The 23,088-nt window shown below is 58.0% G+C and carries 18 protein-coding genes and 2 pseudogenes; 14 read left to right on the top strand and 6 right to left on the bottom strand.

The genetic code is table 11. The features are described from left to right. Positions 1-13 precede the first annotated feature (13 nt). Positions 14-982, bottom strand: a complete 969-nt coding sequence (locus tag RLO149_RS07305) for a glycine betaine ABC transporter substrate-binding protein (RefSeq protein ID WP_013961441.1) — start codon at positions 980-982, stop codon at positions 14-16. Positions 983-1,297: 315 nt separating this feature from the next. On the opposite strand from RLO149_RS07305, the gene RLO149_RS07310 reads away from it, so the two are divergent. The 5 genes and pseudogenes from RLO149_RS07310 to RLO149_RS07325 all read left to right on the top strand — a co-directional run bounded on the left by RLO149_RS07310 (position 1,298) and on the right by RLO149_RS07325 (position 9,355). Beyond that, a complete protein-coding gene (locus RLO149_RS07310) occupies positions 1,298-2,566 on the top strand; it encodes a patatin-like phospholipase family protein (RefSeq protein ID WP_013961442.1) in 1,269 nt (422 codons plus the stop codon). 85 nt (positions 2,567-2,651) lie between these two features. Continuing rightward, positions 2,652-4,040, top strand: a pseudogene (locus RLO149_RS24475) (AAA family ATPase); the annotation flags it as partial. 1,089 nt (positions 4,041-5,129) lie between these two features. Then, positions 5,130-6,005, top strand: a pseudogene (locus tag RLO149_RS24480) (adenylate/guanylate cyclase domain-containing protein); the annotation flags it as partial. A 120-nt stretch (positions 6,006-6,125) separates the two neighbouring features. Beyond that, on the top strand, positions 6,126-8,315 hold the full coding sequence (locus RLO149_RS07320; RefSeq protein WP_013961444.1) for a thiamine pyrophosphate-dependent enzyme: 2,190 nt from the start codon (positions 6,126-6,128) through the stop codon (positions 8,313-8,315). Further along, a complete protein-coding gene (locus RLO149_RS07325; RefSeq protein ID WP_013961445.1) occupies positions 8,312-9,355 on the top strand; it encodes an ACP S-malonyltransferase in 1,044 nt (347 codons plus the stop codon). The genes RLO149_RS07320 and RLO149_RS07325 overlap by 4 nt, the downstream gene beginning before the upstream one ends. An 82-nt stretch (positions 9,356-9,437) precedes the next feature. Here RLO149_RS07325 and RLO149_RS07330 read toward each other — a convergent pair whose 3' ends face one another. After that, complete coding sequence (locus tag RLO149_RS07330) at positions 9,438-10,391, bottom strand: LacI family DNA-binding transcriptional regulator (protein WP_013961446.1); 954 nt, start codon at positions 10,389-10,391, stop codon at positions 9,438-9,440. A 100-nt stretch (positions 10,392-10,491) separates the two neighbouring features. Between RLO149_RS07330 and RLO149_RS07335 the strand changes: the two genes are divergently transcribed. The 6 genes from RLO149_RS07335 (at position 10,492) to RLO149_RS07360 (ending at position 17,199) form a co-directional block, all read left to right on the top strand. Next, positions 10,492-12,003, top strand: a complete 1,512-nt coding sequence (locus RLO149_RS07335; protein ID WP_013961447.1) for a tripartite tricarboxylate transporter permease — start codon at positions 10,492-10,494, stop codon at positions 12,001-12,003. Beyond that, a complete protein-coding gene (locus RLO149_RS07340) occupies positions 12,000-12,470 on the top strand; it encodes a tripartite tricarboxylate transporter TctB family protein (RefSeq protein WP_013961448.1) in 471 nt (156 codons plus the stop codon). The genes RLO149_RS07335 and RLO149_RS07340 overlap by 4 nt, the downstream gene beginning before the upstream one ends. A 43-nt stretch (positions 12,471-12,513) precedes the next feature. Then, positions 12,514-13,482, top strand: a complete 969-nt coding sequence (locus RLO149_RS07345) for a tripartite tricarboxylate transporter substrate binding protein (protein WP_013961449.1) — start codon at positions 12,514-12,516, stop codon at positions 13,480-13,482. Between the two features lie 61 nt (positions 13,483-13,543). Beyond that, a complete protein-coding gene (gene sauS / locus RLO149_RS07350) occupies positions 13,544-14,947 on the top strand; it encodes an acylating sulfoacetaldehyde dehydrogenase (protein ID WP_013961450.1) in 1,404 nt (467 codons plus the stop codon). After that, positions 14,944-16,440 carry an AMP-binding protein gene (locus RLO149_RS07355; protein ID WP_013961451.1) on the top strand — a complete coding sequence of 499 codons (1,497 nt, stop codon included), beginning with the start codon at positions 14,944-14,946 and terminating at the stop codon, positions 16,438-16,440. Before sauS ends, RLO149_RS07355 begins: the two co-directional genes overlap by 4 nt. Before the next feature lie 90 nt (positions 16,441-16,530). Further along, complete coding sequence (locus RLO149_RS07360; protein WP_013961452.1) at positions 16,531-17,199, top strand: D-lyxose/D-mannose family sugar isomerase; 669 nt, start codon at positions 16,531-16,533, stop codon at positions 17,197-17,199. 9 nt (positions 17,200-17,208) lie between these two features. Here the strand turns inward: RLO149_RS07360 and modC are convergent, their stop codons facing one another. The 4 genes from modC to RLO149_RS07380 form a co-directional block, all read right to left on the bottom strand. Further along, on the bottom strand, positions 17,209-18,306 hold the full coding sequence (modC, locus tag RLO149_RS07365; RefSeq protein ID WP_013961453.1) for a molybdenum ABC transporter ATP-binding protein: 1,098 nt from the start codon (positions 18,304-18,306) through the stop codon (positions 17,209-17,211). Then, a complete protein-coding gene (gene modB, locus RLO149_RS07370; protein WP_013961454.1) occupies positions 18,303-18,995 on the bottom strand; it encodes a molybdate ABC transporter permease subunit in 693 nt (230 codons plus the stop codon). Before modB ends, modC begins: the two co-directional genes overlap by 4 nt. An 8-nt stretch (positions 18,996-19,003) precedes the next feature. Next, on the bottom strand, positions 19,004-19,780 hold the full coding sequence (modA, locus tag RLO149_RS07375) for a molybdate ABC transporter substrate-binding protein (RefSeq protein WP_013961455.1): 777 nt from the start codon (positions 19,778-19,780) through the stop codon (positions 19,004-19,006). A 61-nt stretch (positions 19,781-19,841) separates the two neighbouring features. Next, entirely contained in the window at positions 19,842-20,585 is a 744-nt protein-coding gene (locus RLO149_RS07380; protein WP_013961456.1) for a sulfite exporter TauE/SafE family protein, read from the bottom strand. Between the two features lie 283 nt (positions 20,586-20,868). Between RLO149_RS07380 and RLO149_RS07385 the strand changes: the two genes are divergently transcribed. Genes RLO149_RS07385 through RLO149_RS07395 form a run of 3 tightly spaced genes read left to right on the top strand, consistent with a single transcriptional unit; the run spans position 20,869 to position 23,086 of the window. After that, the gene (locus RLO149_RS07385; protein ID WP_044025571.1) at positions 20,869-21,573 is read left to right on the top strand and encodes an ABC transporter permease; all 705 of its coding nucleotides are present in this window, start codon (positions 20,869-20,871) and stop codon (positions 21,571-21,573) included. After that, the gene (locus RLO149_RS07390) at positions 21,567-22,283 is read left to right on the top strand and encodes an ABC transporter ATP-binding protein (protein ID WP_013961458.1); all 717 of its coding nucleotides are present in this window, start codon (positions 21,567-21,569) and stop codon (positions 22,281-22,283) included. Before RLO149_RS07385 ends, RLO149_RS07390 begins: the two co-directional genes overlap by 7 nt. Further along, the gene (locus tag RLO149_RS07395; RefSeq protein WP_013961459.1) at positions 22,280-23,086 is read left to right on the top strand and encodes an ABC transporter substrate-binding protein; all 807 of its coding nucleotides are present in this window, start codon (positions 22,280-22,282) and stop codon (positions 23,084-23,086) included. Before RLO149_RS07390 ends, RLO149_RS07395 begins: the two co-directional genes overlap by 4 nt. The last annotated feature ends 2 nt before the right edge of the window (positions 23,087-23,088 follow it).

Consider the following 23,088-nt stretch of genomic DNA (forward strand, 5'->3'; position numbering starts at 1 on the left):
TTGATGGTGCAGCTTATTGCAAAATGGCGCTCAGATTTGCCTTGGCATCGTCGTTGAGCCACGCAGCCCATGTGTCTTTATAGGTGGTCAGGAAATAGACGGCGGCCTCTTCGTTTGAGGCGTTGTTTGTTTCCTGCCATGCCAGCACTTCGCCCATCTGCGCATTGGTAAAGCTCATCTTGCTGAGCATTTCCGCGACATCTGGTTCGCGTTCCGAAAAGGTCGTGGTAACCGCTGTCACAACATTCGATGTGGGGTAGGCGGAGAGGCCGGGTGTCGCGCAATCTTCCAGCCCGTTGCAGGTGTGCGTGGCCTCATCGTAGGCAGGCATTTCAACCTGAACCATCGGGTATTTCCCAAGCACGGATGTGGGCGCCCAATAGTATCCAAACCAAGGCTCTCCCGCTTCATATGCGGCTGCAATGGCCGTGGCGAGCGTCTCACCAGAGCCGTGTTGAAATCTTTCAACCCCTGCATCGGCCAGACCGGACGCCTTGAAATTGTTGTTGTTCGTGATGTCACAGCCCCAGCCCGACGGGCAGTCATGAAAAAGCCCGCCAACGAGGTCTGGGTTGGCTTTGATACCGTCAAGGGTTTTCAGTTCGGGATGCGCGTCCGCAAGGTACTGCGGGATCCACCATGCCTCGACACCACCATCAGACAGCACCTTGGACACTTCAACAAGTTTGCCCTCAGCAACCAGTTCCTCATAGACTTCGGTGTAGCTTGTCCAGAGTTCGGTCAGGATATCCGGCTGGCCGGTTTCCGCGACGGATGTCATCGCCGGCACCGTTGTTGTGGGCACGACAGTTACATCGCAGCTATAGCCTTGGGTCATCAAAAAACTGGCAACTGATGTGACCACGGAGGCAGACGCCCAGTCCATTTCCGTGATCGAAACGGCACCGCAGTCAGCATAGGCGGCACCTGCCGTCATACCCGCTGACAGACATAGTCCGGCTGTGAATGTCTTGAATTTCATCGATAACTCCCGTTTTTAAGATCCAAGCGCCTCATTTTTAAGCGCTGATCCAATTTTTTTGCTTCAGCCTATCACCCGGCCCATTATGCAGGCCAAGGGAACACGTGTTACCCCGACCGGTGGCACAAAAACACATCTGAATGAGTAGGTAGCTGCGCCGCTATGGTCAAGTATTGAACGTACGGCGGCGGTGGGGCGCAGTTGCTGTGCAGGCAATGGCGCTTGTTTAGGCAGCACTTGTCACACAGTGCGCGGGCTTGACAGGGAGACACGCATGACGGAACGATTGCGCCAAGCATATTGGGGATATTTTAGATGGCTATTGGACTTGTCTTGGGGGGCGGTGCGCCCAACCTTCCGTTGATGTCGGGTGCTCTATTGGCGCTGGATGATGCAGGCATCGAATTTGACGTGGTTTCAACAACCGGCGCGGGGATGCTGATCGGGTTGCTGTATGCGGCACCAAGAAACGGTACGCGCAAGGAAACGTTGCAGGCAACCCGCGAAATGGGTGTGCATGACAGCATCTATAATATGTTCCCGGTCAATTACAAAATCTTCCACAAGGCCGGTCCCATGGCCGAGGCCTATACGAAATTTCATCAGACATGGTTGGCGGCCATGCCACGCGAGAACGAAGCGCAGCGTTTCATGTCGGATATCACGCAATTCTGGGTCGCGGCCTTTTGTCCAAGCGATATGAACCCCAAACAAAACGGGATGTGCCAGCCACCGCCATGGATTGATCTGGTCGTGGATTTTGACAAGCTTACTGATTTTGATGGCGAGTTTCTGATGTCTGCCTACTGCATCGAAGACGAAGCAGAAGTGACATTTGCCAAGGAGGAAATTACATCCGACCATTTCAAGGCGGCCTTGGCGATGCCCTTAATTTATGCGCCCTATAAAATGGACGGCAAAACATATCTTGAAGGATCGGCCTTTGACACACTGGCCTTTAGCCCGGGCAATGTGATGAGCCGCAATCTTGTGGATACGGTTATCTATTTCGATATCCTGGGCCAGAGAAAGCTGATTGCCGAGCCTGACAACCTTTATGATGCATGGGTGCATTCCATCATCAACCCACTGACGCGGATCGCTGAAATGGATTCGGCAAACTATGAAACCACGGGCTCCCAGCTTGAAGGGATCGATGTTTTGCGCATGCCGTTTCGTGACAATATCTCCGAAGAGCAATGGCCCAAGGTGCTGGACTGGTCCTACTCAAACATGTCCACATTGTTTGACATCGGGTATAAGACCGGAACGGAATTTGCACAGACGCACAAAGCCAAGCTCGAGGCCACCAACGTAAAGACACCCAAGAACACCATTGAGACGATTGCGAAAAAAGGGATGGGCAAGGAGATGATGGATATCGTCAAAACTGCCAAGAAGAGCGCCGCCCCGGCCAAAGGGTCGGAACTGAAAAAGCAGTTCGAGAAACTGGCCAAGGCTGAAGGCAAGGAAAACGACAAGGACCTGATCACCGCATTCTCATATGCGGCGCAGATGTTCGAGCAATCCTATGGGCCGGAAAAAAACGCTAAAAAACAATCGACGGCAAGCAAAGACAAATAGAGCGCGCTTTGCTACCCTAAGGGATATAGGGGAAAACCGTTGAGTATAAAAAGGTGCGATCAAGCGCCGCCAAGGGAACGGACGCATGAGTATTGAATGTCTGAATTGCGACACCGCAAATCGTGCGGGGCGGCGTTTTTGCAGCAGTTGCGGAACCGCGCTTCCGGTTGCCTGTGCCTCTTGTGGGTTCTCCAATGAACCTGATGATGCCTTTTGTGGGGGCTGCGGTGTTGCGATCGTGCAGAGTAATTCTGCGCCTGTTCCAGCCCGCCGACAATCCCCTGTTGATCCGGCCAAACCATACGCCTTCGAAGGGGACCGCCGCCAGCTTACGGTGATGTTCTGCGACCTCGTTGGCTCGACAGTGATTTCGGAGCAGTTGGACCCCGAAGAGATGACCGGCTTGCTGACAGCCTACCGTGTGGCCTGTGCCGAAGTCGTCGAACAATTCGGCGGTTTCATCGGAAATTTCATGGGCGACGGGCTGCTGATCTACTTCGGATACCCGCAAGCGCATGAAGATGACCCGCAGCGGGCGATCCGCGCAGGTCTTGCCATCATTTCCGCTGTTGAAGCGCTGAACAAGGATTTCTCCGCACCTGACGTCTGCCTGAATGTGCGGATCGGGGTGAATACGGGGCTGGTCGTTGCGGCCGATATTGGTGCCGGTGAGCAGCGCGAAAAGATGGCGATTGTGGGGGACACACCCAATATTGCGGCCCGCTTGCAGTCCCTCGCGGAACCCGGCACCGTCGTGATCGGCCGGCGCACCCACCGCCTGATTGAGGGTCTTTTTATCTGCGAGCCGCTTGGTGCGCAGTCTCTCAAGGGCGTTTCAGACCCGATCGAAGTTTTCCGCGTCTGCGAAAGTACCGAGGCGCGCAGCAGTTTTGAAGCAAAATTGCAGCGGGGTCTGACCCCAATGGCGGGGCGCAAAGAAGAACTGAGCCTGCTTGTGAACAGGTGGGATCAGGCCAAGGGCGGCGACGGGCAGATCGTTCTTGTGTCAGGCGAGCCGGGCGTCGGTAAGTCACGCGTTTTGCAGCATTTTCAGATGCAGCTGCTGGCCCAGAATTGCACGGCGATCAGTTTTGTCTGTTCGAATTACAGGCAGGACACGCCGTTCCACCCCGTGATTGATTTCTTTGAACGCACCCTTCAATCTGAGGCGGATAACGCGCCTACGGCCATGCTGGATAAGCTGGACGCGTATCTGGCCGAGCTGGGGTTTGACGTGGCGGAGTACGGCTCCTTGCTGGCCGCGATGCTTAGTTTGCCCGCCGCAGGGCGATACAACACTCCGGTTCTGACGCTTGAGGACCAGAAAAAACAAACACTCAAAGCGCTTGTGTCCGTTGCCAAGGCGCTGTCCGAAAAAACTCCGTTGCTGATCCTTGTCGAAGACCTGCAATGGGCGGATCATTCAACCCGCGAGTTTCTGGGACTTTTGGTCGAGCATGTGCGCACGTCCCGAATTCTGGTTGTCCCCGCGTTCCGTGCTGATTTCGAACCGCTCTGGAGCAAGCAGCCGCATTTGACGGTGTTGCGTTTGCGCCACCTCAGCCGTCCTGAGAGCATCGAGTTGATCGAAGGGGTGACGGGCGGTCGGCCGCTGCCTGATGAGGTGCTGGATCATATCTGTTCAAAGACGGACGGCGTGCCGCTGTTCATCGAGGAATTGACCAAGCTGGTTCTCGAGATGGACCTGCTCAAGCTCGTGAACGGGCGGTATGAGTTGACGGGGCCGCTCGGGGCGACGGCCATCCCGGATTCGTTGCAGGATTCGTTGATGGCGCGTCTGGATCACCTCGGATCGGCGAAAGAGGCAGCACAGCTTGCGTCGGTGCTGGGGCGCACCTTTGGCCACGCGCTGCTTTTGGCGGTGACACAAAAGAGCGAGGATGCGCTGGATGTCGCGTTGACGCGCCTTGTGGATTCAGAACTGCTCTATCGGCGCGGGTTGGCCCCCGAGGTCGTCTATGAATTTAAACATGCGCTGATCAAGGATGCGGCCTATCAAGGCCTGCTGCACAGCAAGCGACGCCAGCTTCATCTGGACATCGCAGAGGTTCTGGAGGGGCGGTTCCCGCAGGTGAGCGAGCGCAGCCCGGAAGTTTTATCCTATCATTACAAGGCTGCGGGTGATGTGGAAAAAGCGATCCCCTTCAGTTTTCGCGCCGGGGATGCGGCGGCGGCGCGCTATGCGTCAACCGAGGCCTCCGCGCATTACCAGTCCGCATTGGATATGGCCAAATCCATTCCGTCGGACGAATTGTCCGCGAAGCTGCAAATCCGTGCGATCCTGAAACTTGCGAATGTCGCCTCGTCACGCGACCAATTCGAGCGCAACCTTGGCAATCTTGGCATGGCGCGAACGCTGGCTGAGAAAATAGACCACAAGATCCGTTTGTGTCAGATACAGTATTGGACGGGTCGGACGTATTATGTGCTGGGCCGGTTTGCGCTGGCGGCTGATCTGGCCCGTCAGGCACTGGAACTGGCCGAACAGCTGAGTGATACCGACGAGCGGATGAAGACCGGACCCGTCAACCTGCTGGCGCGTGTACATTGCCTGCTCGGAGAGCCCGTGGCGGCGATCAACTATGCCTCGCAAAGCGTGCGCCAGATGCACGATGTAGGCGACCACCTTGAGGAAGCGGCCGTTGCGGGTGTTTTGGCCTTTGCGCTCGCACAACATGGTCAATACCAGCAAGCGATGGATGCGGCCAATCACGGTGTGGCGCTGGCACGTGAGGTTGCACATCTGCCGACAGAAGCGGCCTGTCTGATGTTTCGCGGGCTGGTGAACGGATGGTTTGGCCATCTGTCAGACGCCACGCCTGATTTTGAACAAAGCCTCTATATCTGCGAACAATCGGGTGATGTTTTCCGCAAATACCTGACCTTGGGATGGCGCGGAGAAGCCTGCCTTGTCGCAGGAGAAATCGTCGCTGCGCGCAATCATCTGGAACAATGCCTTGAACTGGGGGCCACGCTGGGCACGTCTTTTCACCGCGGCGCGTTTGAGGCTTTTCTGGCGAAGGCGCTTTTGTCCAAGGGTGACATCAATACGGCAATGCGGCTCAGTGAGGCGGCGGTCGTGACGGCCACCGAAAGCGGCGAAACCTGGCCGCGCTCCATCGCGTTGCGCGTGGCCACCGAGGTGCAGATCGCGAGCAGTACGCCGGATATTTCTGCCGCGCAGGCGTCGATCACCTCGGCCATCCAAATCCAGACAGAACGTCAGTGCAAATGTGATCTGGCATGGTCCTATCTGGTCAATGGGCATGTCCTTGCTGCTAAAGGCGAACATAAGGAAGCTGCGCAGGCCTACGCGGTCACACGCCGTATGTTTGAAGATCTGAACATTGAGCGTGGGATCGAATTGGCCAAAACGGCTTTGGTCGCTTTGAAAGGTGTCGGCGCGACGGCTGATTGACATCATGGCAGCAATGCAGTGCTGTTATTGGCGCGCAATGTGCATGGACAATTGCCCCGAATCCCAGCACCGTCCAACCGGCAAAATGAGTGCCTGTAGCCGGAACTGAGGACGACGAAAATGGATCGTGCTGGGATCGTTCACGAGAACTTTCTGAAACGCGTCGCGGCGCATGATTTTCCGGATGGGTCCGCCGCGCGGCGTGATGTGCCGCAGGAAAAAATGGTTGAGGTTTTCCGCGCGCAATGTCTGTCGCGCCAGCTTGATCGGACGAGCCGCGCAATGCAAAAGGCGGGGCAGGGGTATTACACCATCGGCTCCAGCGGGCATGAGGGCATGGCGGCGGTTGCTGAAAGCCTGCGCCCGACAGATATGGCCTTTTTGCATTACCGCGACGCCGCTTTTCAGATCCAACGCGCGGCACAGGTGCCGGGACAGACGCCGGCATGGGATATCCTGCTGAGTTTTGCCACGTCGCGCGATGATCCGATCTCAGGCGGGCGGCACAAGGTCCTGGGGTCCAAGGCGCTCAACATCCCGCCGCAGACCTCGACGATTGCAAGCCATATGCCCAAGGCGGTGGGGGCCGCTTATTCGATTGGTCTGGCGCGTCGCCTGAAACCTGACCAGTCCACGCTGCCCCATGATGCGGTGGTCATGTGTTCATTTGGCGATGCATCGGCCAATCATTCCACGGCGCAGGGCGCAATCAACGCGGCCTGCTGGAGCAGTTATCAATCGGTGCCCATGCCACTGCTGCTGGTCTGTGAAGACAATGGCATCGGCATTTCGACCCCAACGCCTGAGGGGTGGATTGCGGCCAATTTCGCGCACCGTCCGGGCCTGCGCTATTTTGCCTGCAATGGTCTCGATATGACCGAAACCCTCGCTGTTGCGGGGGCTGCGGCGGCATATGTGCGGCGCCATCGCAAGCCTGCGTTTTTGCATCTGCGCACTATTCGTCTTTATGGTCATGCAGGGTCAGATGTTGAGGCGACCTATCGCAGCCCACAGGCCATTGCGGCAGATGAAGCCAATGACCCCTTGTTGCACAGTGTCCGGCTGATGCACGAACGGCAGGCCTGCGGGCCCCAAGAAGCCTTGGAAATCTATCAAAACGCGGGCACACAATGCACGCGACTAGCCGCACAAGCGGTGACGCGACCGCGCCTGAAAACCAGCGAAGACGTCGCCGCCAGCCTGATCCCGCCAGCGCGGCAGGTCGTGCCCAGCAACGGGCCGGATGCCAGCGAACGCGACGCGCTTTTCGGTAGTGACTTGCGCGCCATGGCAGAGCCACAGCCCATGGGGCGGCTGATCAGCTGGGCGCTGGCTGATCTGATGCTTGAGCACGGCGAGGTTATCGTTGCTGGCGAAGATGTCGGTCGCAAGGGTGGCGTTTACGGTGCGACGCAAAAGCTGCAGGCGCGATTTGGCCCGGACCGGGTTATTGATACGCTGCTGGATGAACAATCCATTCTGGGCCTCGCGTTGGGACTGGCGCACAACGGTTTTGTTCCGATCCCGGAAATCCAGTTCCTCGCCTATCTGCACAATGCCGAGGATCAACTACGTGGTGAGGCTGCGACGCTCAGTTTTTTCTCGGATGGTCAGTTTACCAACCCGATGGTGCTGCGGATTGCGGGGTTGGGGTATCAAAAGGGATTTGGCGGACATTTTCACAACGACAACAGCCTTGCCGTTCTGCGCGACATTCCGGGGCTTGTGATCGCATGTCCGTCCAATGGGGCGGATGCGGCGATGATGCTGCGCGAAGCGGTGCGGCTGGCGCGCGAAGAACAGCGCGTGGTGGTCTTTATCGAGCCGATCGCGCTTTACCCGATGCGCGATCTGCACGTAGCGGGCGACGGCGGATGGCTGCACCACTACCCCGCACCGGATCAGCGGATCGATCTTGGCGATGTGGGCGTGGTTGGGGATGGCACGGATATCGCGCTGGTTTCCTATGGCAACGGGCGGTATCTGTCCGAAAAAGCGGCCAAGGTGTTGGCAGAAAAGGGTGTTGGGACCCGCGTGATTGATATCCGCTGGCTGGCCCCGCAGCCCGATGCGGCGATCCTTGCGGCCACGCAGGATTGTGCTTCGGTGCTGATCGTCGATGAGTGCCGCCGCACGGGCAGTCAGTCCGAGGCTTTGCTGAGCCTTTTTGCCGAAGCGGGGCGGACCCGGGTGGCGCGCCTCACCGCAGAGGATTGTTTTATCGCAACCGGGCCTGCCTATGCGGCGACGCTTCCCTCGGTCGAGGGTATCGTGTCTGCGGCACTCGGACTGGCGCAGGGTGCATCATGAGCAAAACCGCAGTTGTGATTTGCCCCGGTCGCGGCACCTATACGAAAAGCGAACTGGGATATCTTGCGCGCCATCACAGCGATGCCTTGGACCACCTCGCGGCGTTTGACCGCGAAAGAACCGCGCTGGGACAGCAGACGCTGGCCGAACTCGATGGTGCTGCGCGCTATCAGCAGGCCTTTCACACGCGGGGCGATCACGCTTCGGCCCTGATTTATACCGCGTCGTTTCTGGATGCGCAGAAAATACCGGAGCAGATCGAAGTGGTCGGTGTGACCGGAAATTCGATGGGGTGGTATTCGGCACTGGCCGTTGCGGGGGCCGCGAAACCAGTCGATGCGTTCAGGATTGTCAACACAATGGGCACGCTGATGCAAGACAGCATGATCGGCGGGCAGTGTCTCTATCCGTTTGTGGATGAGAATTGGCAGCAGATACGGGGGCTGCGTGACACGTTGCTGGAGCAGGTCGCGCAGATCGGGCGGCGCCCTGATCACAGTCTTGCGGTTTCAATTCATCTGGGCGGTATGCTGGTCGTCGCAGGGAATGAAGCCGGTCTGTCCGCATTTGAACAAAGTGTTACACCTGTGCAGGGGCGTTATCCGATGCGGCTTCCAAATCACGCCGCGTTTCATACCGCCCTGCAGGAACCTGTCGCGGCGCAGGGGCGCGCAGCCCTCAGCGCGGGACTTTTCCAGCCGCCGCAGGGTCCGATCATCGATGGGCGTGGGGCAGTCTGGTATCCAAAGTCGTGCACAACAGAAGACCTTCGCGATTATACCCTTGGCCATCAGGTGGTAGCCCCCTACGATTTCACCCGCGCAATCACAGTTGCAGCCCATACATTTGCCCCTGACGTCTTTATCATCACAGGTCCGGGCACCACGCTGGGCGGGGCGGTCGCGCAAGCGCTGATCTCGATCGAGTGGCAGGGGCTGACCAGCAAGGAAGACTTCCAAACCCGCCAGCGAACGGATCCTGTGCTGCTGTCCATGGGATTGGCCGAGGATCGGTCGCGCCTGATGTGCGCGGGTTTTTGAAACGCTGCTAGGTCGTACAGACCTGACATGTGTCACGCTTTGCCAGCGAAATAGCACAATCCGTGCGGCGGATCTGGCGGTCTTACTGGATGATGGATTGGGCCAGTTGTTCGCCTGCAATCTGCCCGATTGTGCGCGCGGGCAGGCTGATGGTGGTCAAGGCCGGTTCCATTTCTTTTGACCCTTTGAAATCGCCTATTCCGATGACCGACAAATCCTCTGGAACACATAGGTTCAGGCGTCGTGCCGCATGGATGGCCCCAAGGGCCAAGACGTCATTGCCACATAAAATGGCCGTGGGGCGTCTGTCGGCAGACAGCAGATTGATCACGGCGTCCTTGCCATCGGCGATGCTATAACGCGCCTGTTGGGTCCAGGACGGGGGCAGGTCGGAACAGTGCAGGGACAGGACCGAAAGCGCGCCGTCATGTCTGGCGCGCGCCCGGTCATTACCGGCAACAGGGGGGAAAACCACGGCGATTTCGCGATGCCCCAGATCGATGAGGTGCTGTGCTGCCAAACGGCCCGCCTGCCAATTGTCCGCCCCAACGCAGGAAAGCCGGGAGGCCGCATCATAGTTCCAAATGGTGATCGCCGGAATGGCCTGACTGTTGATCAATTGGTAGGTTTCGTCGCTGTGATCCAGCCCAATCAGGGCAACGCCATCCACGCGGTGTTCCAGAAACTTGCGTAGCACCGCATATTCGCGTTCGAGATCATAGCCATGGGAGGCGACAAGGATCGTGAACCCATGCGCATCCACGCTTTCGGAAAAAGCCTGTATCACTTCGGCGAAAATCGTATTGTCGATGGTCGGCAGTACAAGCCCTATTGTGCCACTGCGAATGCCATGCATGGTCTGCGCAGCGCGGTTGCGGATATAGCCCAGTTTGCGCACGGCGCGGTCGATCTTTTTACGAGTCGCAGGATTGACTAACCCGGGGTGATTGAAGCTGCGCGACACAGTGGAAATCGAGACCTTCGCGGCATTTGCAACCGCCACAATGTCAGCATTTTTTGGTTTTTTATCAGCCATATACAGTGCCTAATTCATGCATTTTATGAAAACATTTGCAAAACTATTTTCATGCCTTAGCCTGAAAGGTCAAGAACGTCCTGACGGGAGGGGGGCCTGAATGGAGTTTATCTATTATTTCGGTGATGTATTCACGCCGGTCAACTTTGCGTTGTTACTCTTGGGCACGATTGGCGGGCTTGTGCTTGGGGCCACGCCGGGTTTGTCCCCGACCATGGCCGTTGCCTTGCTGATCCCCTTCACCTTTCATCTGGACGCGACGCAGGGTCTGATTTTGCTGGGCGCAGCCTATACATCAACCGTTGCAGGCGGGGCAGTTTCGGCGATCTTGCTCAAGATTCCCGGCGCACCTGCCAATATTGCCACCACGCTGGACGGCCACACGATGGCGCAGAATGGTGAGGGGACCAAAGCCCTGCAACTTAGTTTTCTGTCTTCTGCAGTGGGGGGCATTTTCGGGGTCCTGCTGTTGATCTTTCTCACGCCCGTTCTGGCCAAATGGGCCCTGGCGTTCGGGCCTTCGCATCTGTTCTGGCTGGCCATTCTGGGGGTCACTGTCATCGGCACGCTCGACAGTAAATCCGTGGTCAAAGGACTGTTGTCGGGCTGTATTGGCCTGTGGCTGGCGACCATCGGGTTTGACGATATCATGGGCGCGCAGCGCTTTATTTTTCATGATGCGCTTGGGGGCGGGATTAACATTATCGCCGCGCTGATCGGGCTTTTCGCGATCCCGCAGGTCATCACCATGTTTGCAAAGGGGCGGCGGGATGACGGCACCGAAGTGCTGCAAGTGCAAAAGCATTCCGTAGTAGAGGCCATGCGCGCCTTGTTGAAATACCCGCGTGCGATGTTCATCGGCATGTCCACGGGGTCGATCATCGGCCTGATCCCCGGCGTCGGCGGGCAGATCGCCGGGCTGGTTGCCTATGATCAGGCCAAGAAGTTTTCGCCGGAGCGTGAGAAATTCGGCAAGGGCCACCCCGAAGGCGTGATTGCGGCTGAATCTGCCAACAATGCAATGGTCGGCCCCTCGCTCGTGCCACTGTTGACCTTGTCTATTCCCGGCTCACCCACCGCTGCGGTGCTTTTGGGCGGTCTGCTGATCCATGGGATTTTCCCTGGATCGGACCTTTTTGACAATCACCCCGATGTCGCGTGGACCTTCATCAATTCGATGCTGATCGGGCAGGTGCTGATGTGCATCTTTGGCCTTTATGTTGCGGGGCTTGCGGCGCGTGTCGCTCAGGTGCCGCAGTCGCTGATGGCGGCGGTCGTTCTGGGGCTTGCGCTCTTTGGCAGCTATTCGGTGCAGTCCAGCATGGGCGATGTATATGTCATGGCCGCGTTGGGCATCATGATGTATTTTCTTGAGCGGTTCGGCTTTTCGGCGGCCCCTCTGGTGCTGGGTCTGATCCTTGGTCCGATTGCTGAATCCAACTTTATCCAAGGGTCGATGATTGCCAATGCCACCGATGGGCTGGGGCCTTATTTCCTGGGCGGTCCGCTGAACCTGTTCCTGATCGCCGCCGTGATTGCATCCATCGCTTATTCCGCATGGATGGAGGTCCGCAAGCGTCGATATGTCTCGAAAGAGGAGATCATGGTATGAGCGACATCAATCTGCCGCGTGTCCAGCATATCGTCGCATCTGGCTGCGTCGTGGTGGTGGGCCTGTGGGTCACATTCCTGAGCTATACACAACAACCGGCTGAGGCCTTTCTGTTTCCACGGCTGATTTCAACCGTCTTTGCCGTGCTGGCCATTTGGACATTCGTCAAGGCCTGCCTCGGGTGGACCAAGGTCGGGGCGGGTGTCTCGGGGGATGCCTTTATCCGCATGCTGCCGGGCCTCATCGTCGCGATTGTCTATATCTTCTGGGCGGCGAAAACGCTGGGGTTCTACACGGCCACGGCCATCGCCTTTTTCCTGCTGTTCACCCTTTACGACCCGGCGCCGCATTCGCAGGTCAAGTCATGGGTCAAGCGCATTTTCGCCACCGGCTGCTTCATTGCAGTCATGTACGGCCTCTTTGCCGTTCTTTTGAAAGTCTACACACCGCGTGAGGTCTTTTTCTAACGACAAACACGCGGATCACATAACCTTTAGGGAGGATTGAAGAATGAAGAAGCTACTGGCAGGTGCGGCAATCGCGCTGATGGGAATGACGGGGGCCGCGCTTGCGGATGGGCACGAAAACTACCCCGACCGTCCGGTGATGATGATGGTGAGTTACGGCGCAGGCGGAGCGACGGACTTTCAGGCGCGTATCGTGACGATGACGTCGGGGAACGAGGACGCGCTCGGGATGCCGATTGCGATCCTGAACAAGCCGGGTGCCGGGGGGCGCGTGGGCTGGAACTGGCTGGCCACGCAGGCGGATGCGGATGGCTACACATTGGGCGCTTACAACGTGCCGCATTTTATCGCGCAGTCTATCAAGGGCGGTGTCTCCTACAGCGTGGACAGCTTTGAACCGATTGCAAACTGGGGGGCGGACCCGGCGGTGCTGGTGGTCGGTGCAGACAGTGAATTCAACACGTTGCAGGACGTTTTTGATTTCGCCTCGGCCAATCCGGGCAAGCTGACAACCTCCGGTGCCGGGCTCTTCGTCGGCCACCATATCGCCGCGTTGCAAATGGAAAAAGCCGGTGACATGAAGCTGGCCTATATCCCAACAAAAGGCGGTGGCGCGGCGGCAATGAAAGCCGTGATCGCAGGCGAAGTGATGGCGGGCATCAACAACCTGTCTGACGCATTCCGTGCGCGCGAAGCGGGCAACGTCAAGATCCTTGCGGTCGCTGATCTGGAGCGCAACGCGTTTCTGCCCGATGTGCCGACGATGATGGAAGCAGGACTTGATGTGGATAACGCTTCGGTCAATTTTCGGGGCGTGATGGTCCCAAAGGGTACACCGCAGCCGATCATCGACAAGCTGGCGGCAACAGTCCCCGCCATGTTCGAAAACAGCCGTGTGCAGGGTAAGATGCAGGCTGGCGGCTCGCCCATGAATGTCATGACCCGTGACGAGGTGCTCGAGATGTGGGCGCAGCGTCAGGAGACGCTGGCAGAATTGCTCGCCGGACTTTGAAAACGACTGTCCGCGCCTCTTGTCTGAGGCGCGGATCTTATACACCAGCAGGACGTCCAAGATGAATGCCCATGAAGACATTGGAGAAGTCGAAAGAACGGTGGCGCGCGCGCGTGCCGCCCAGCAGGAGTATGAGGCGAAGGGCTCGCAAGCGCGCTATGACCTGGCAGCCCAAGCCGCCGCCTGGGCCATTATGGAGCCTGCGCGCAACCGCCACCTCGCTGAACTCTCTGTGAAAACCACGGGCCTTGGGAATGTCGCCGACAAGATCACCAAGAACCATCGCAAAACGTTGGGTTTGATGCGGGACATTGCGGGTGTAAAGACGTTTGGCGCGGTTACACACAGTCCGGAAACGGGGATCACTGAGATCGCCCGCGCAATTGGAGTGGTGGGGGCGGTGGTGCCGTCGACGAACCCTGCTGCAACGCCTGCAAACAACATCATCAATGCGCTGAAATGCGGAAACGCGATTGTGTTGTCGCCGTCGCCCAAAGGGGTGCCCGCCTGTGAAACGCTGCTTGAATACGTCCATGCAGAATTCGCAAAGATCGGTGAAAATTCGGATTTGGTGCAGATGGTCTCAGCACCGGGATCCAAGGAAAAAACCCAACGGCTGCTGGAGATCAGCGATCTGATCGTGGTGACGGGATCGCAAAACAACGTCAGGCGCGCCTATACCAGCGGCACGCCTGCATTGGCCGTTGGTGCGGGCAACGTTCCGGTCATTGTCGATGAAACCGCAGATTTAACGGCGGCAGCGCGAAAAATCGCGGGCTCAAAGACCTTTGACAATGCCACCTCCTGCAGCTCTGAAAATGCGCTTGTGGTGGTCGATGCCATCTATGACGCCTTCATGATCGAACTTGCAAAAGTTGGCGGCGCGCTGATCCGTGACGAAGACCGCATTGTGCAAAAGCTCTGGCCCGACGGTCATCTCAACCGCGCGGTGATTGCGCAGGATGCGGCACAAACAATCGCCGCTTTGGGTCTTGAGGGAGATGTGCCAGCAGACACGCAGTTCATTCTGGTCGAAACCACTGGCATTGGCCCTGAGCACCCGTTGTCCGGGGAAAAGCTGTCACGCGTCGCGGCGCTTTATCGGGCTGACGACTTTGCGTCGGCTTGCGAAATAACGGCACAAATTCTGGCGCATCAGGGGGCAGGGCATTCGGTTGGGTTGCATTCGGCGCAGGATGCCCGCGCGATTGAATTGGCAACAACCTTGCCGACCTGTCGGGTGATCGTCAATCAGGCGCATTGCTTTGCAACCGGGGGCGCTTTTAACAACGGCATGCCTTTTTCCCTCTCGATGGGATGCGGGTCTTGGGGCGGCAATTCCATTGACGACAATCTGCACTGGAAGCACTTCATGCAGACGGCAAAAGTCATCCGCGAAATCCCCGCGCGGGAACCCAGCGTGGCGGAAATTTTTGGCGAGTATTGGAAAGCCGCTGGCGCATGAAAACGGACCTCGAAGCGCCGCCTGCCGGGACGGTGCGCAACTGGCTTGATCATCGCGCGACGCAGGCAGGCACTGCCTTGGTGTTTTCACAGGATGAAACGGTTCTGTCGTGGCGCGCGTTGCGGGCAGAAGCCTTGCGGGTGGCATGGGTTTTGACGCGCAAAGGGGCGCGCAAAGGGGAAAGCATCGCGATCCTGCATCCGAACGGGCGCACGGGGCTGATCGCTCTTTATGGCGCTTTATATGGCGGGTTTCGCGCGACCATGGTCAATCTTGTGGCTGGCCGCGATGCCATCTCCTATGCGCTTGAGCATTCTGAAGCGCGTTTCGCCTTGGTTCACGAGGAGGCACAAGCGCTGTTTGACCTCGCCCGCCCTGACGGGATTGAACAGGTTGATTTGAACGCGGATCCGCCTGGTACACAGCTTCACAGCATCTGCGCGAGCGATCATGCGCTTTTGATGTACACCTCCGGGACGACGGGCCAGCCCAAGGGGGTTGTGCACACCCATGCAAGCCTTTTGGCCGGGGGCTGGACGGCCACCGTGGCCCATGACCTCAGCCCGCATGACCGGGGCCTTTGTGTTTTGCCGATTTATCATATCAATGGTCTGTGCGTCAGCGTGATGGGTGCGTTGGTATCTGGCGGGTCACTGGCGGTGTGCCCCCGTTTCTCGGCGCGCAGTTTCTGGGAGGACGCCGCGCGCGCCGAGGCGACATGGTTTTCCGTGGTGCCGACCATCATAAGCCATTTGCTGCACAGCCCGGCCGAACCGGATGCGGATACCAAAACGCGCCTGAGGTTCGGACGCTCCGCCTCCTCAGCGCTGGCGCCGGAAGTGCAGACGGCTTTTGAACAGCGCTTTGAGGTGCCGATCATCGAGACGATGGGGCTCACCGAAACGGCGGCGCAAATTCTGTCGAACCCCTTGCCGCCGGGGGTGCGCAAAATCGGCTCACCGGGGTGCGCTTATGGAAATCAGGTTGCTGTTCTGGATTCTGCGCACAAACCCTGCGCCCCCGGTGTCGAAGGTGAGATCGCGGTGCGAGGCCCAAATGTCATGCTGGAATACCTGAAGAACCCGCAGGCAACACAGGAAACCTTTGCGGGCGATTGGCTGCGCACTGGTGATTTGGGCCGCATGGACGCGGATGGGTATTTTTTCGTGACGGGTCGCCTCAAGGAATTGATCATCAAGGGCGGGGAAAACATTGCGCCGCGCGAAATAGATGAAGCGCTTTACGCGCATGGCGATGTTATTGAGGCAGCGGCGTTTGGCCGTCCGTGTCAAAGCTATGGTGAAACGGTGGAGGCTGCGGTCAAAGTGCGTGCAGGATCGCAGCTGTCGTCTGAGGATCTGATACAGTTGTGCCAAGCGCGTCTTGGACCGTTCAAATCACCGGATCATGTGCATTTTCTGGATGATTTGCCCAAAGGCCCGTCCGGGAAAATTCAGCGCCGCAAGCTGCTTGAACTGATTGATACCCCCTAAGCGCAGCTTTTGCTGGAAACCGGGTTTATGCAGGGTGTATGACGCGCCTGCAGCTTTTGCATGTTTACGCCCTGAACGGAGACCCCGGTGATGAAACGCTCTGATGTCAATGAAATCGTGAAATACAGTGATGCCTTCATCCGCAGTTTTGGCTATACCCTGCCACCCTTTGCCTATTGGACGCCGGAGCAGATGCGCAGTGACGCGGCACAAATCCTGCGCGCGCGGGGGCTCGGGTGGGACATCACCGATTACGGTCAGGGCCGTTTTGACGAACTGGGGTTGTTTCTGTTTACCACCCGGAACGGTACGGCAGCGGATTTGGCGCAGGGCAGCGGCATGCTATACGCCGAAAAGATCATGATTTCGCGCGACAGGCAGCTGTCGCCGATGCATCGCCATAACATCAAGGCCGAAGATATCATCAACCGCGGCGGGGGTGATCTGGTGATCGAGCTTTTCCAGTCTGACCCAGAGGGCGGCATTGACCGCGATAGCCCCTTCACCGTGCCCTGCGATGGCATATCGCGCAGCTTTTTACCGGGCGCGCATTTGCGCCTCAAACCGGGAGAGAGCGTGACGCTGATGCCTGGCATCTGGCACGCATTCTGGGCGGAGAAAGGCGATTGTCTCATCGGTGAGGTCTCAACTGTGAATGATGACCGCACAGACAATGTGTTTGAGATGCCAATTGGTCGGTTTTCCAACGTGGAGGAGGACGAAGAACCGTTGCACCTGCTGGTTTCAGATTACCTGTAGGGGGCGTTCCTATAGGGTCGGATGTTGATCGCCGATCGCGCCGCGCGGAATAGAGACCGCCTTCAGAACTGCATAGACGGGCGTGCCCACTTTTAGGTTCAGCGCCTCGACGGACCTGCGCGTAATCCGCGCCAAAAGCAGGTTTTCGCCCGCCTTGATCTGCACAAGCGCGCCGGGACCATCGCCAAGACGCAGCGTGGCAACCGTGGCGGGCAGAATGTTGAGGGCGGATATGGCATTGGGCTTTTCCGTGGCCAGCATCACGTCCTGCGCTTCGATCCTGAGGCGCAAGGTGCTGCCGACAGGATAGGCGGCGGCAGGCACCAGCAAGGGCAGGCCACCGGTTAACACCTCCGTCAGCCCGTCACTGTGCTGGGCCGTCACACGCGCCTGCACCATGACCCCCGCCGCTGTTGCCCCCAAAGGAGTGACGTCGGGATCGCTGAGAACCTCGCCGGCGGGCCCTTGCCGCACGACACGCCCGTCTTGCAGCACCACGATTGTGGTGGCGAGCCGGGCAACTTCGGTGCCTGCATGGCTGACGTATAGGATCGGGATGCCCAACGCGTCGCGCAGACGCTCGAAATAGGGCATGATTTCTTCTTTTCTGGCGTCATCCAGCGCCGCCAAAGGCTCATCCGCGAGGATCATCTGCGGGCTGGACAGCAGGGCGCGGCCAATGGCAACGCGTTGTTTTTCACCGCCGGAGAGCCGGACTGGGCGCCGGTCGAGAAGAGCGGCGATCCCCAGCATTTCGACAATCTGATCAAAATCGCTTTTTGGGGCTGATTTCGGCGCAAACCACTGGCCGTATTTCAGGTTTTGCCTCACGGAGAGATGCGGAAACAACCGTCCCTCCTGAAAGATATAGCCGATGCGCCGCTTGCTGGCGGGCAAATGCTGCCCGGTCTGGCTGTCAAACAGGGTTTGCGCCCCGATGGAAATATGGCCTTGATTTGGATGAAGAAGGCCTGCCAATGCGTTGACAATGGTCGTTTTTCCTGATCCTGATCGCCCGTACAACACGGTGATTCCGTTGGGTGCCTCGAAGGATGCATCAAGGGTAAACCCCGCAAAGGCATGCTTGAGCGAGACAGCCAAGCTCATGATGCGCCGATCCGGGCGGCGACCCTGCGTGACAGGATTTCCGACAGCAAAAGAGCGCCCATTGCGATGACGATCGAAATCACGACCAGCCGAAACGCTGATCCTTCAGCCCCCGGAACCTGCAAGAAGGCATAGACGGCTGAGGGCAGGGTTTGTGTCTGGCCGGGAATGTTGGACACGAAAGTAATCGTAGCGCCGAACTCTCCTATGGCCTTGGCAAAGGCGAGAATGCTACCCGCCAGAACACCGGGCAGGATCAGGGGCAATGTGACGGTCAGATAGACCCACATCCGCGAGGCCCCAAGGGTTGCTGCGGCTTCTTCGAGCTTGGGGTCCACGGCCTCGATGGACAGGCGGATGGCGCGCACCATCAGCGGAAACGCCATGATTGCCGCCGCGAGCGCCGCACCCGTCCAGCGAAACGCAAAGACGATTCCGATCTGGGACAGCGCATGGCCGACAGGGGCCTGAATGCTGAATGTGAGCAGTAAAAGATATCCTGTCACGACGGGTGGCAGGATCAAGGGCAGATGTACGATGCCATTAAAGAGCTGTTTGCCGGGAAAACTGCCGCGCGCCAGCAGATGGGCCGTGAGCAGGGCAAAGGGCAGGCTGCACAGCGTGGCCCAGAAAGCGACACGCAGCGACAGTGCCACGGCGCTCCATTCCTGCGGGCTTAACCAGTCCATTGCACGCTCTAGTCTGCCTCCAATAGAAAACCCAATTCCCTGAATACCTTATCTGCCGCGTCACCGTTGAGATAGTCAAGAAAAGCCTCGGCCTGCGGGGATGTCGCCCTTTTTGTGAGCGCAACAGGGTAGATGATCGGTGGATGCGCGTGGGACGGGAAAATGGCGCGCACGCTCACTTTGTCATCGGCCAGCGCATCCGTGGCATAGACAATGCCCAGCGGAGCTGCGCCAAGCGACACCAACGACAAGGCAGCGCGCACGTTGTCGGTTTGCGCGACCATGGGGGCGACGTCGTCCCACAGGTCCAGCGCTTGTAACGCAGCCTTTCCGTATATCCCCGCCGGGACCGCATCGGTCAGCGCCATCGCCAGTCTGCCACCTGCCAGCATTGCGATCAGATCGGTATCGGCGGCGATGTCAAAGGCTGCTGCATCTGACGACGGGCCAATCAAAACCAGCCGGTTACCCACAAGATCAAAGCGTGTGGCCGGTTGTATCCAGTTATTTTCCTCAAGATGGTTCATCCAGTCGGTGCTGGCGGATATAAAAACATCAGCCGGGGCACCAAACCCGATCTGCCGCGCCAGCGCGGAAGACCCGGCATAGGACGCCGCCACATCGATACCTGTGGCGCGTGTGAAGTCGGATGAAATCTCGTCAATCGCTTCCTTCAGGCTCGCGGCCGCAAAAACCGTGATTTGCTCTGCGGCGGCAGGCAGGCTCGCTGCAGACCACAGTAAGGTCACCAATACCAAAGAGATGCGCCGCAAAATGTCAGACATGTGCCAGTCTTCCCGCAGCAGGGTGCGAGGTGCAAGAGGCTTCGGTGCGTTGTGCCGTGATCTACAGGATTTCGCGGATCAGCAGGACACATCCGGATACGAGTGTGAGGCTGATCAGCAGTTGTCGGAAAAAAACATCGCTTATGCGGCGGAAAACCTGAATACCGATCTGTGCTGCGATTACTGAAACAGGAATTGCCAATAGCAGGAACGCAAGCGTTTGCGCAGTGAAGGCCCCGCGCAGGCCAAGCATGACCGCAGTGCCTGCAAGGATGACCAGATTAAAGGGTTGCAGCACCGCGCGCGTTTCCATTTTTGGCCAACCCCGGACCGAACACCACATCGTCGGCAATGCACCTGAAAGCGACGCCGCGCCGCCCAGAACACCGCCACAAAACCCCACCGTCGCATCAATGATTGGTGTTTTTTCGCGAATTTTTGGCAGGTTACTGCGCCATGTGAAGTATCCCCCATAGAGGATCAAGAAGAAGGCAATGACCAGTTTGAGCACGCTCACGTCGATCAGGTGCAGGGACCAAACACCCAACGGTACGCCGAAACATCCCGGTACAATGAAACGCGCCAGACGGGCGGTGTTTTCCAGCATTGCATGGCGCACGACCCAGGCACCTTGCAACCCGCTGAAAATAGTGAGCGTTACGGTGACGGTCACAGCCTGAACAGGTGTCATCACCGTCAGGAAGAAGCCAAGGGCAAACAGGGCCGTACCAAAAGCGGCAAGCCCATTGATAAAGCCGCCCGCAGCAGCCCCAAGAACGATGTAAAAGACCTGTTCACCTGTCATGGTGTTTTATCGCCCCGGCATGACTCAAAAGCGCGGACGCATCATCGGGGTGCGTTTTCATACTGCGGATATGGGTCGCGGGCGGGCGCGCAGACACATAGGGCGATGCAGGGTTCAATGGGTTTCCAAACTTGGTGTAGGGCTCAGTCTCCTTGGCAGAACTGTGGAGTCAGCGAAAGCGCATTTGTAAAAACTGGCGGCAGTGCAGGGGCGAATGATTGCAGTCGCGCGGCGCATACCATAGTCTCGGCAAACCGAAGCGAGCATGGGCATTACGCGTAAGATGAACGATATTTTCGAGGGCTTGTCCGCCGCTTTCTGGCTTGTTGTGACGCTTGACCCGGATCTCATTGAAATCAGTTTGCGCTCTTTGGAAGTGACGTTGACCGCTCTGGTGATCGGCTCTGTCATTGCGTTGCCGCTGGGGACATTTCTGGCGATCCGCCGGTTTCGGTATCGGCGTCTGGTGATTTCGGTGTTGAATGCGCTGATGGGCTTGCCGCCGGTCGTGGTCGGGTTGATCGTGTATATTCTGTTGTCGCGTTCCGGTCCGTTTGGCGTTTTGGGCTTGTTGTTCACACCCACGGCGATGGTGATTGCTCAGGTGATCATCATCACGCCCCTGATCGCCTCGATCACCCATCAGGCGATGCGCGAGTTATGGGCGCAGTACCACGATCTGCTGATTTCGCTCGATACGTCGCAATGGCAACGTATCAAGACGCTGATCTGGGATGGTCGACGCAATCTGTTGACGGCGTCCCTTGCAGGTTTCGGGCGCGGGATCGGAGAGGTGGGTGCGATCATGATCGTTGGGGGCAACATCGATCATGCCACGCGGGTGCTGACCACGGCTATCGCACTTGAGACGGGCAAGGGTGATTTTGCCCTCGCGCTGGCGCTTGGGTTCGTGCTGATTGCGCTGGCGATTGGCATCAACATCAGCATTCACTGGCTGTCCCGGACGGAGCGTGAGGGCCAATGGTAAATACGATCCTGCCACTTGTGCTCAAAGAGGTCTGCGTGCGGCGCCGTGGAAAGCGGCTGCTTGGGCCAGTTAGTCTGTCGCTTGCACCGGGGGGTTGCACGATCATTCTGGGTCCCAATGGAAGTGGCAAAACCACCCTGTTGAAAGTCATGCACGGCGTGGAACGCATCAGCAGCGGCGCGGTCGCATGGGCGGTGCCGGACCGCGAAGCGCAGCACCATCAGGGCTATGTGTTTCAGACACCCATCATGCTGCGTCGCTCCGTGGGGGACAATCTGCGCTATCCGTTGCAATTGCGCAAAACCCCACGCGCCGTGATCGAAGAACAGGTCAGCGACTGGGCGCGCAGGACCGGGCTGGAGGATCGGCTGACGCTTCCCGCGACGCGGCTTTCTGGTGGTGAAAAGCAAAGGCTCGCCTTGGGTCGGGCCCTGATCCGCCGCCCCGAAGTTCTGTTTCTGGATGAGCCTTGTGCCAACCTTGATGGCCCTTCCACCCGCGACATCGAAACCCTGTTGCTGGAGGCGCAGGAGGCGGGCACGCGGGTCATCATGACGACGCATAACTTTGGTCAGGCAAAGAGGCTTGCGAGTGATGCGATTTTTATGCTGAATGGCACCGTAAGAGAATCCGGGAAGGCGCAGGCATTTTTCGAAACGCCGCAGACGCCTGAATTACAAGCATTTTTCAGAGGGGATATCATCGGATGATACATCGGGTCTTATGTGCAATAAGCGTCGTGATGATGGCCAGCACCAGCATGGCAGAAGAGATGAAACTGGCCGTCACGACCTCCTTTGAAAATTCAGGATTGTCGGATGTTTTGTTGCCCGCGATCAAGGAAGATCTTGATCTGGACGTGCAATTGCTGGTGGTTGGCACCGGGCAGGCATTGCGGCTGGGAGAGGCCGGGGATGTGGATGCGATACTGGTGCATTCTCGCTCTGCCGAAGAGGTTTTTGTCGCGGATGGCTATGGCACGCATCGCCGGGAAATCATGTATAATGATTTTGTGATGATCGGCCCCTCTGACGATCCGGCGGCGATCAGCAATGCGGCTTCGGCCGTTGAGGCGCTGCAGAACATCGCCACCACCGAACCTGCCTTCGTCAGCCGGGGCGATGACAGCGGGACGCATAAAAAGGAACTCGCCCTGTGGCGTGATGCCGGGTTTGACGCTGAAACCTTCGGTGATTGGTACCGCGAAGTGGGTGCCGGTATGGGCGCGAGCCTGAACACTTCTGCCGGTCTCGGGGCGTATATTCTTGCGGATCGCGCCAGTTGGCTGAACTTTGGCAACAAGGCGGATCTGGCATTGCTTTATGCAGGCGATCCGGTGTTGTTCAACCAATATGCCTATCTGCCTGTGAACCCTGAGAAACACGCCCACATACGCAACGATCTTGCTATGGCGCTTGAGGGCTGGCTGACCAGCCCGCGCGCAGCGGACCTGATCAACGGCTATATGATCAACGGTGAAACGCTGTTCACATTCAACGCGCGAGCGAAATAGGC

The sequence above is a fragment of the Roseobacter litoralis Och 149 genome (assembly GCF_000154785.2).
GTDB lineage: Bacteria > Pseudomonadota > Alphaproteobacteria > Rhodobacterales > Rhodobacteraceae > Roseobacter > Roseobacter litoralis.

Coding starts and splice junctions, on each gene's coding strand:
- modC (WP_013961453.1), bottom strand. CDS start 18,306: ATGAGCTTGGCTGTCTCGCTCAAGCATGCCTTTGCGGGGTTTACCCTT.
- modA (WP_013961455.1), bottom strand. CDS start 19,780: ATGTCTGACATTTTGCGGCGCATCTCTTTGGTATTGGTGACCTTACTG.
- RLO149_RS07395 (WP_013961459.1), top strand. CDS start 22,280: ATGATACATCGGGTCTTATGTGCAATAAGCGTCGTGATGATGGCCAGC.
- RLO149_RS07355 (WP_013961451.1), top strand. CDS start 14,944: ATGAAAACGGACCTCGAAGCGCCGCCTGCCGGGACGGTGCGCAACTGG.
- RLO149_RS07390 (WP_013961458.1), top strand. CDS start 21,567: ATGGTAAATACGATCCTGCCACTTGTGCTCAAAGAGGTCTGCGTGCGG.
- RLO149_RS07305 (WP_013961441.1), bottom strand. CDS start 982: ATGAAATTCAAGACATTCACAGCCGGACTATGTCTGTCAGCGGGTATG.
- sauS (WP_013961450.1), top strand. CDS start 13,544: ATGAATGCCCATGAAGACATTGGAGAAGTCGAAAGAACGGTGGCGCGC.
- RLO149_RS07380 (WP_013961456.1), bottom strand. CDS start 20,585: ATGACAGGTGAACAGGTCTTTTACATCGTTCTTGGGGCTGCTGCGGGC.
- RLO149_RS07340 (WP_013961448.1), top strand. CDS start 12,000: ATGAGCGACATCAATCTGCCGCGTGTCCAGCATATCGTCGCATCTGGC.
- RLO149_RS07330 (WP_013961446.1), bottom strand. CDS start 10,391: ATGGCTGATAAAAAACCAAAAAATGCTGACATTGTGGCGGTTGCAAAT.
- RLO149_RS07320 (WP_013961444.1), top strand. CDS start 6,126: ATGGATCGTGCTGGGATCGTTCACGAGAACTTTCTGAAACGCGTCGCG.
- RLO149_RS07325 (WP_013961445.1), top strand. CDS start 8,312: ATGAGCAAAACCGCAGTTGTGATTTGCCCCGGTCGCGGCACCTATACG.
- RLO149_RS07360 (WP_013961452.1), top strand. CDS start 16,531: ATGAAACGCTCTGATGTCAATGAAATCGTGAAATACAGTGATGCCTTC.
- RLO149_RS07385 (WP_044025571.1), top strand. CDS start 20,869: ATGAACGATATTTTCGAGGGCTTGTCCGCCGCTTTCTGGCTTGTTGTG.
- modB (WP_013961454.1), bottom strand. CDS start 18,995: ATGGACTGGTTAAGCCCGCAGGAATGGAGCGCCGTGGCACTGTCGCTG.
- RLO149_RS07335 (WP_013961447.1), top strand. CDS start 10,492: ATGGAGTTTATCTATTATTTCGGTGATGTATTCACGCCGGTCAACTTT.
- RLO149_RS07345 (WP_013961449.1), top strand. CDS start 12,514: ATGAAGAAGCTACTGGCAGGTGCGGCAATCGCGCTGATGGGAATGACG.
- RLO149_RS07310 (WP_013961442.1), top strand. CDS start 1,298: ATGGCTATTGGACTTGTCTTGGGGGGCGGTGCGCCCAACCTTCCGTTG.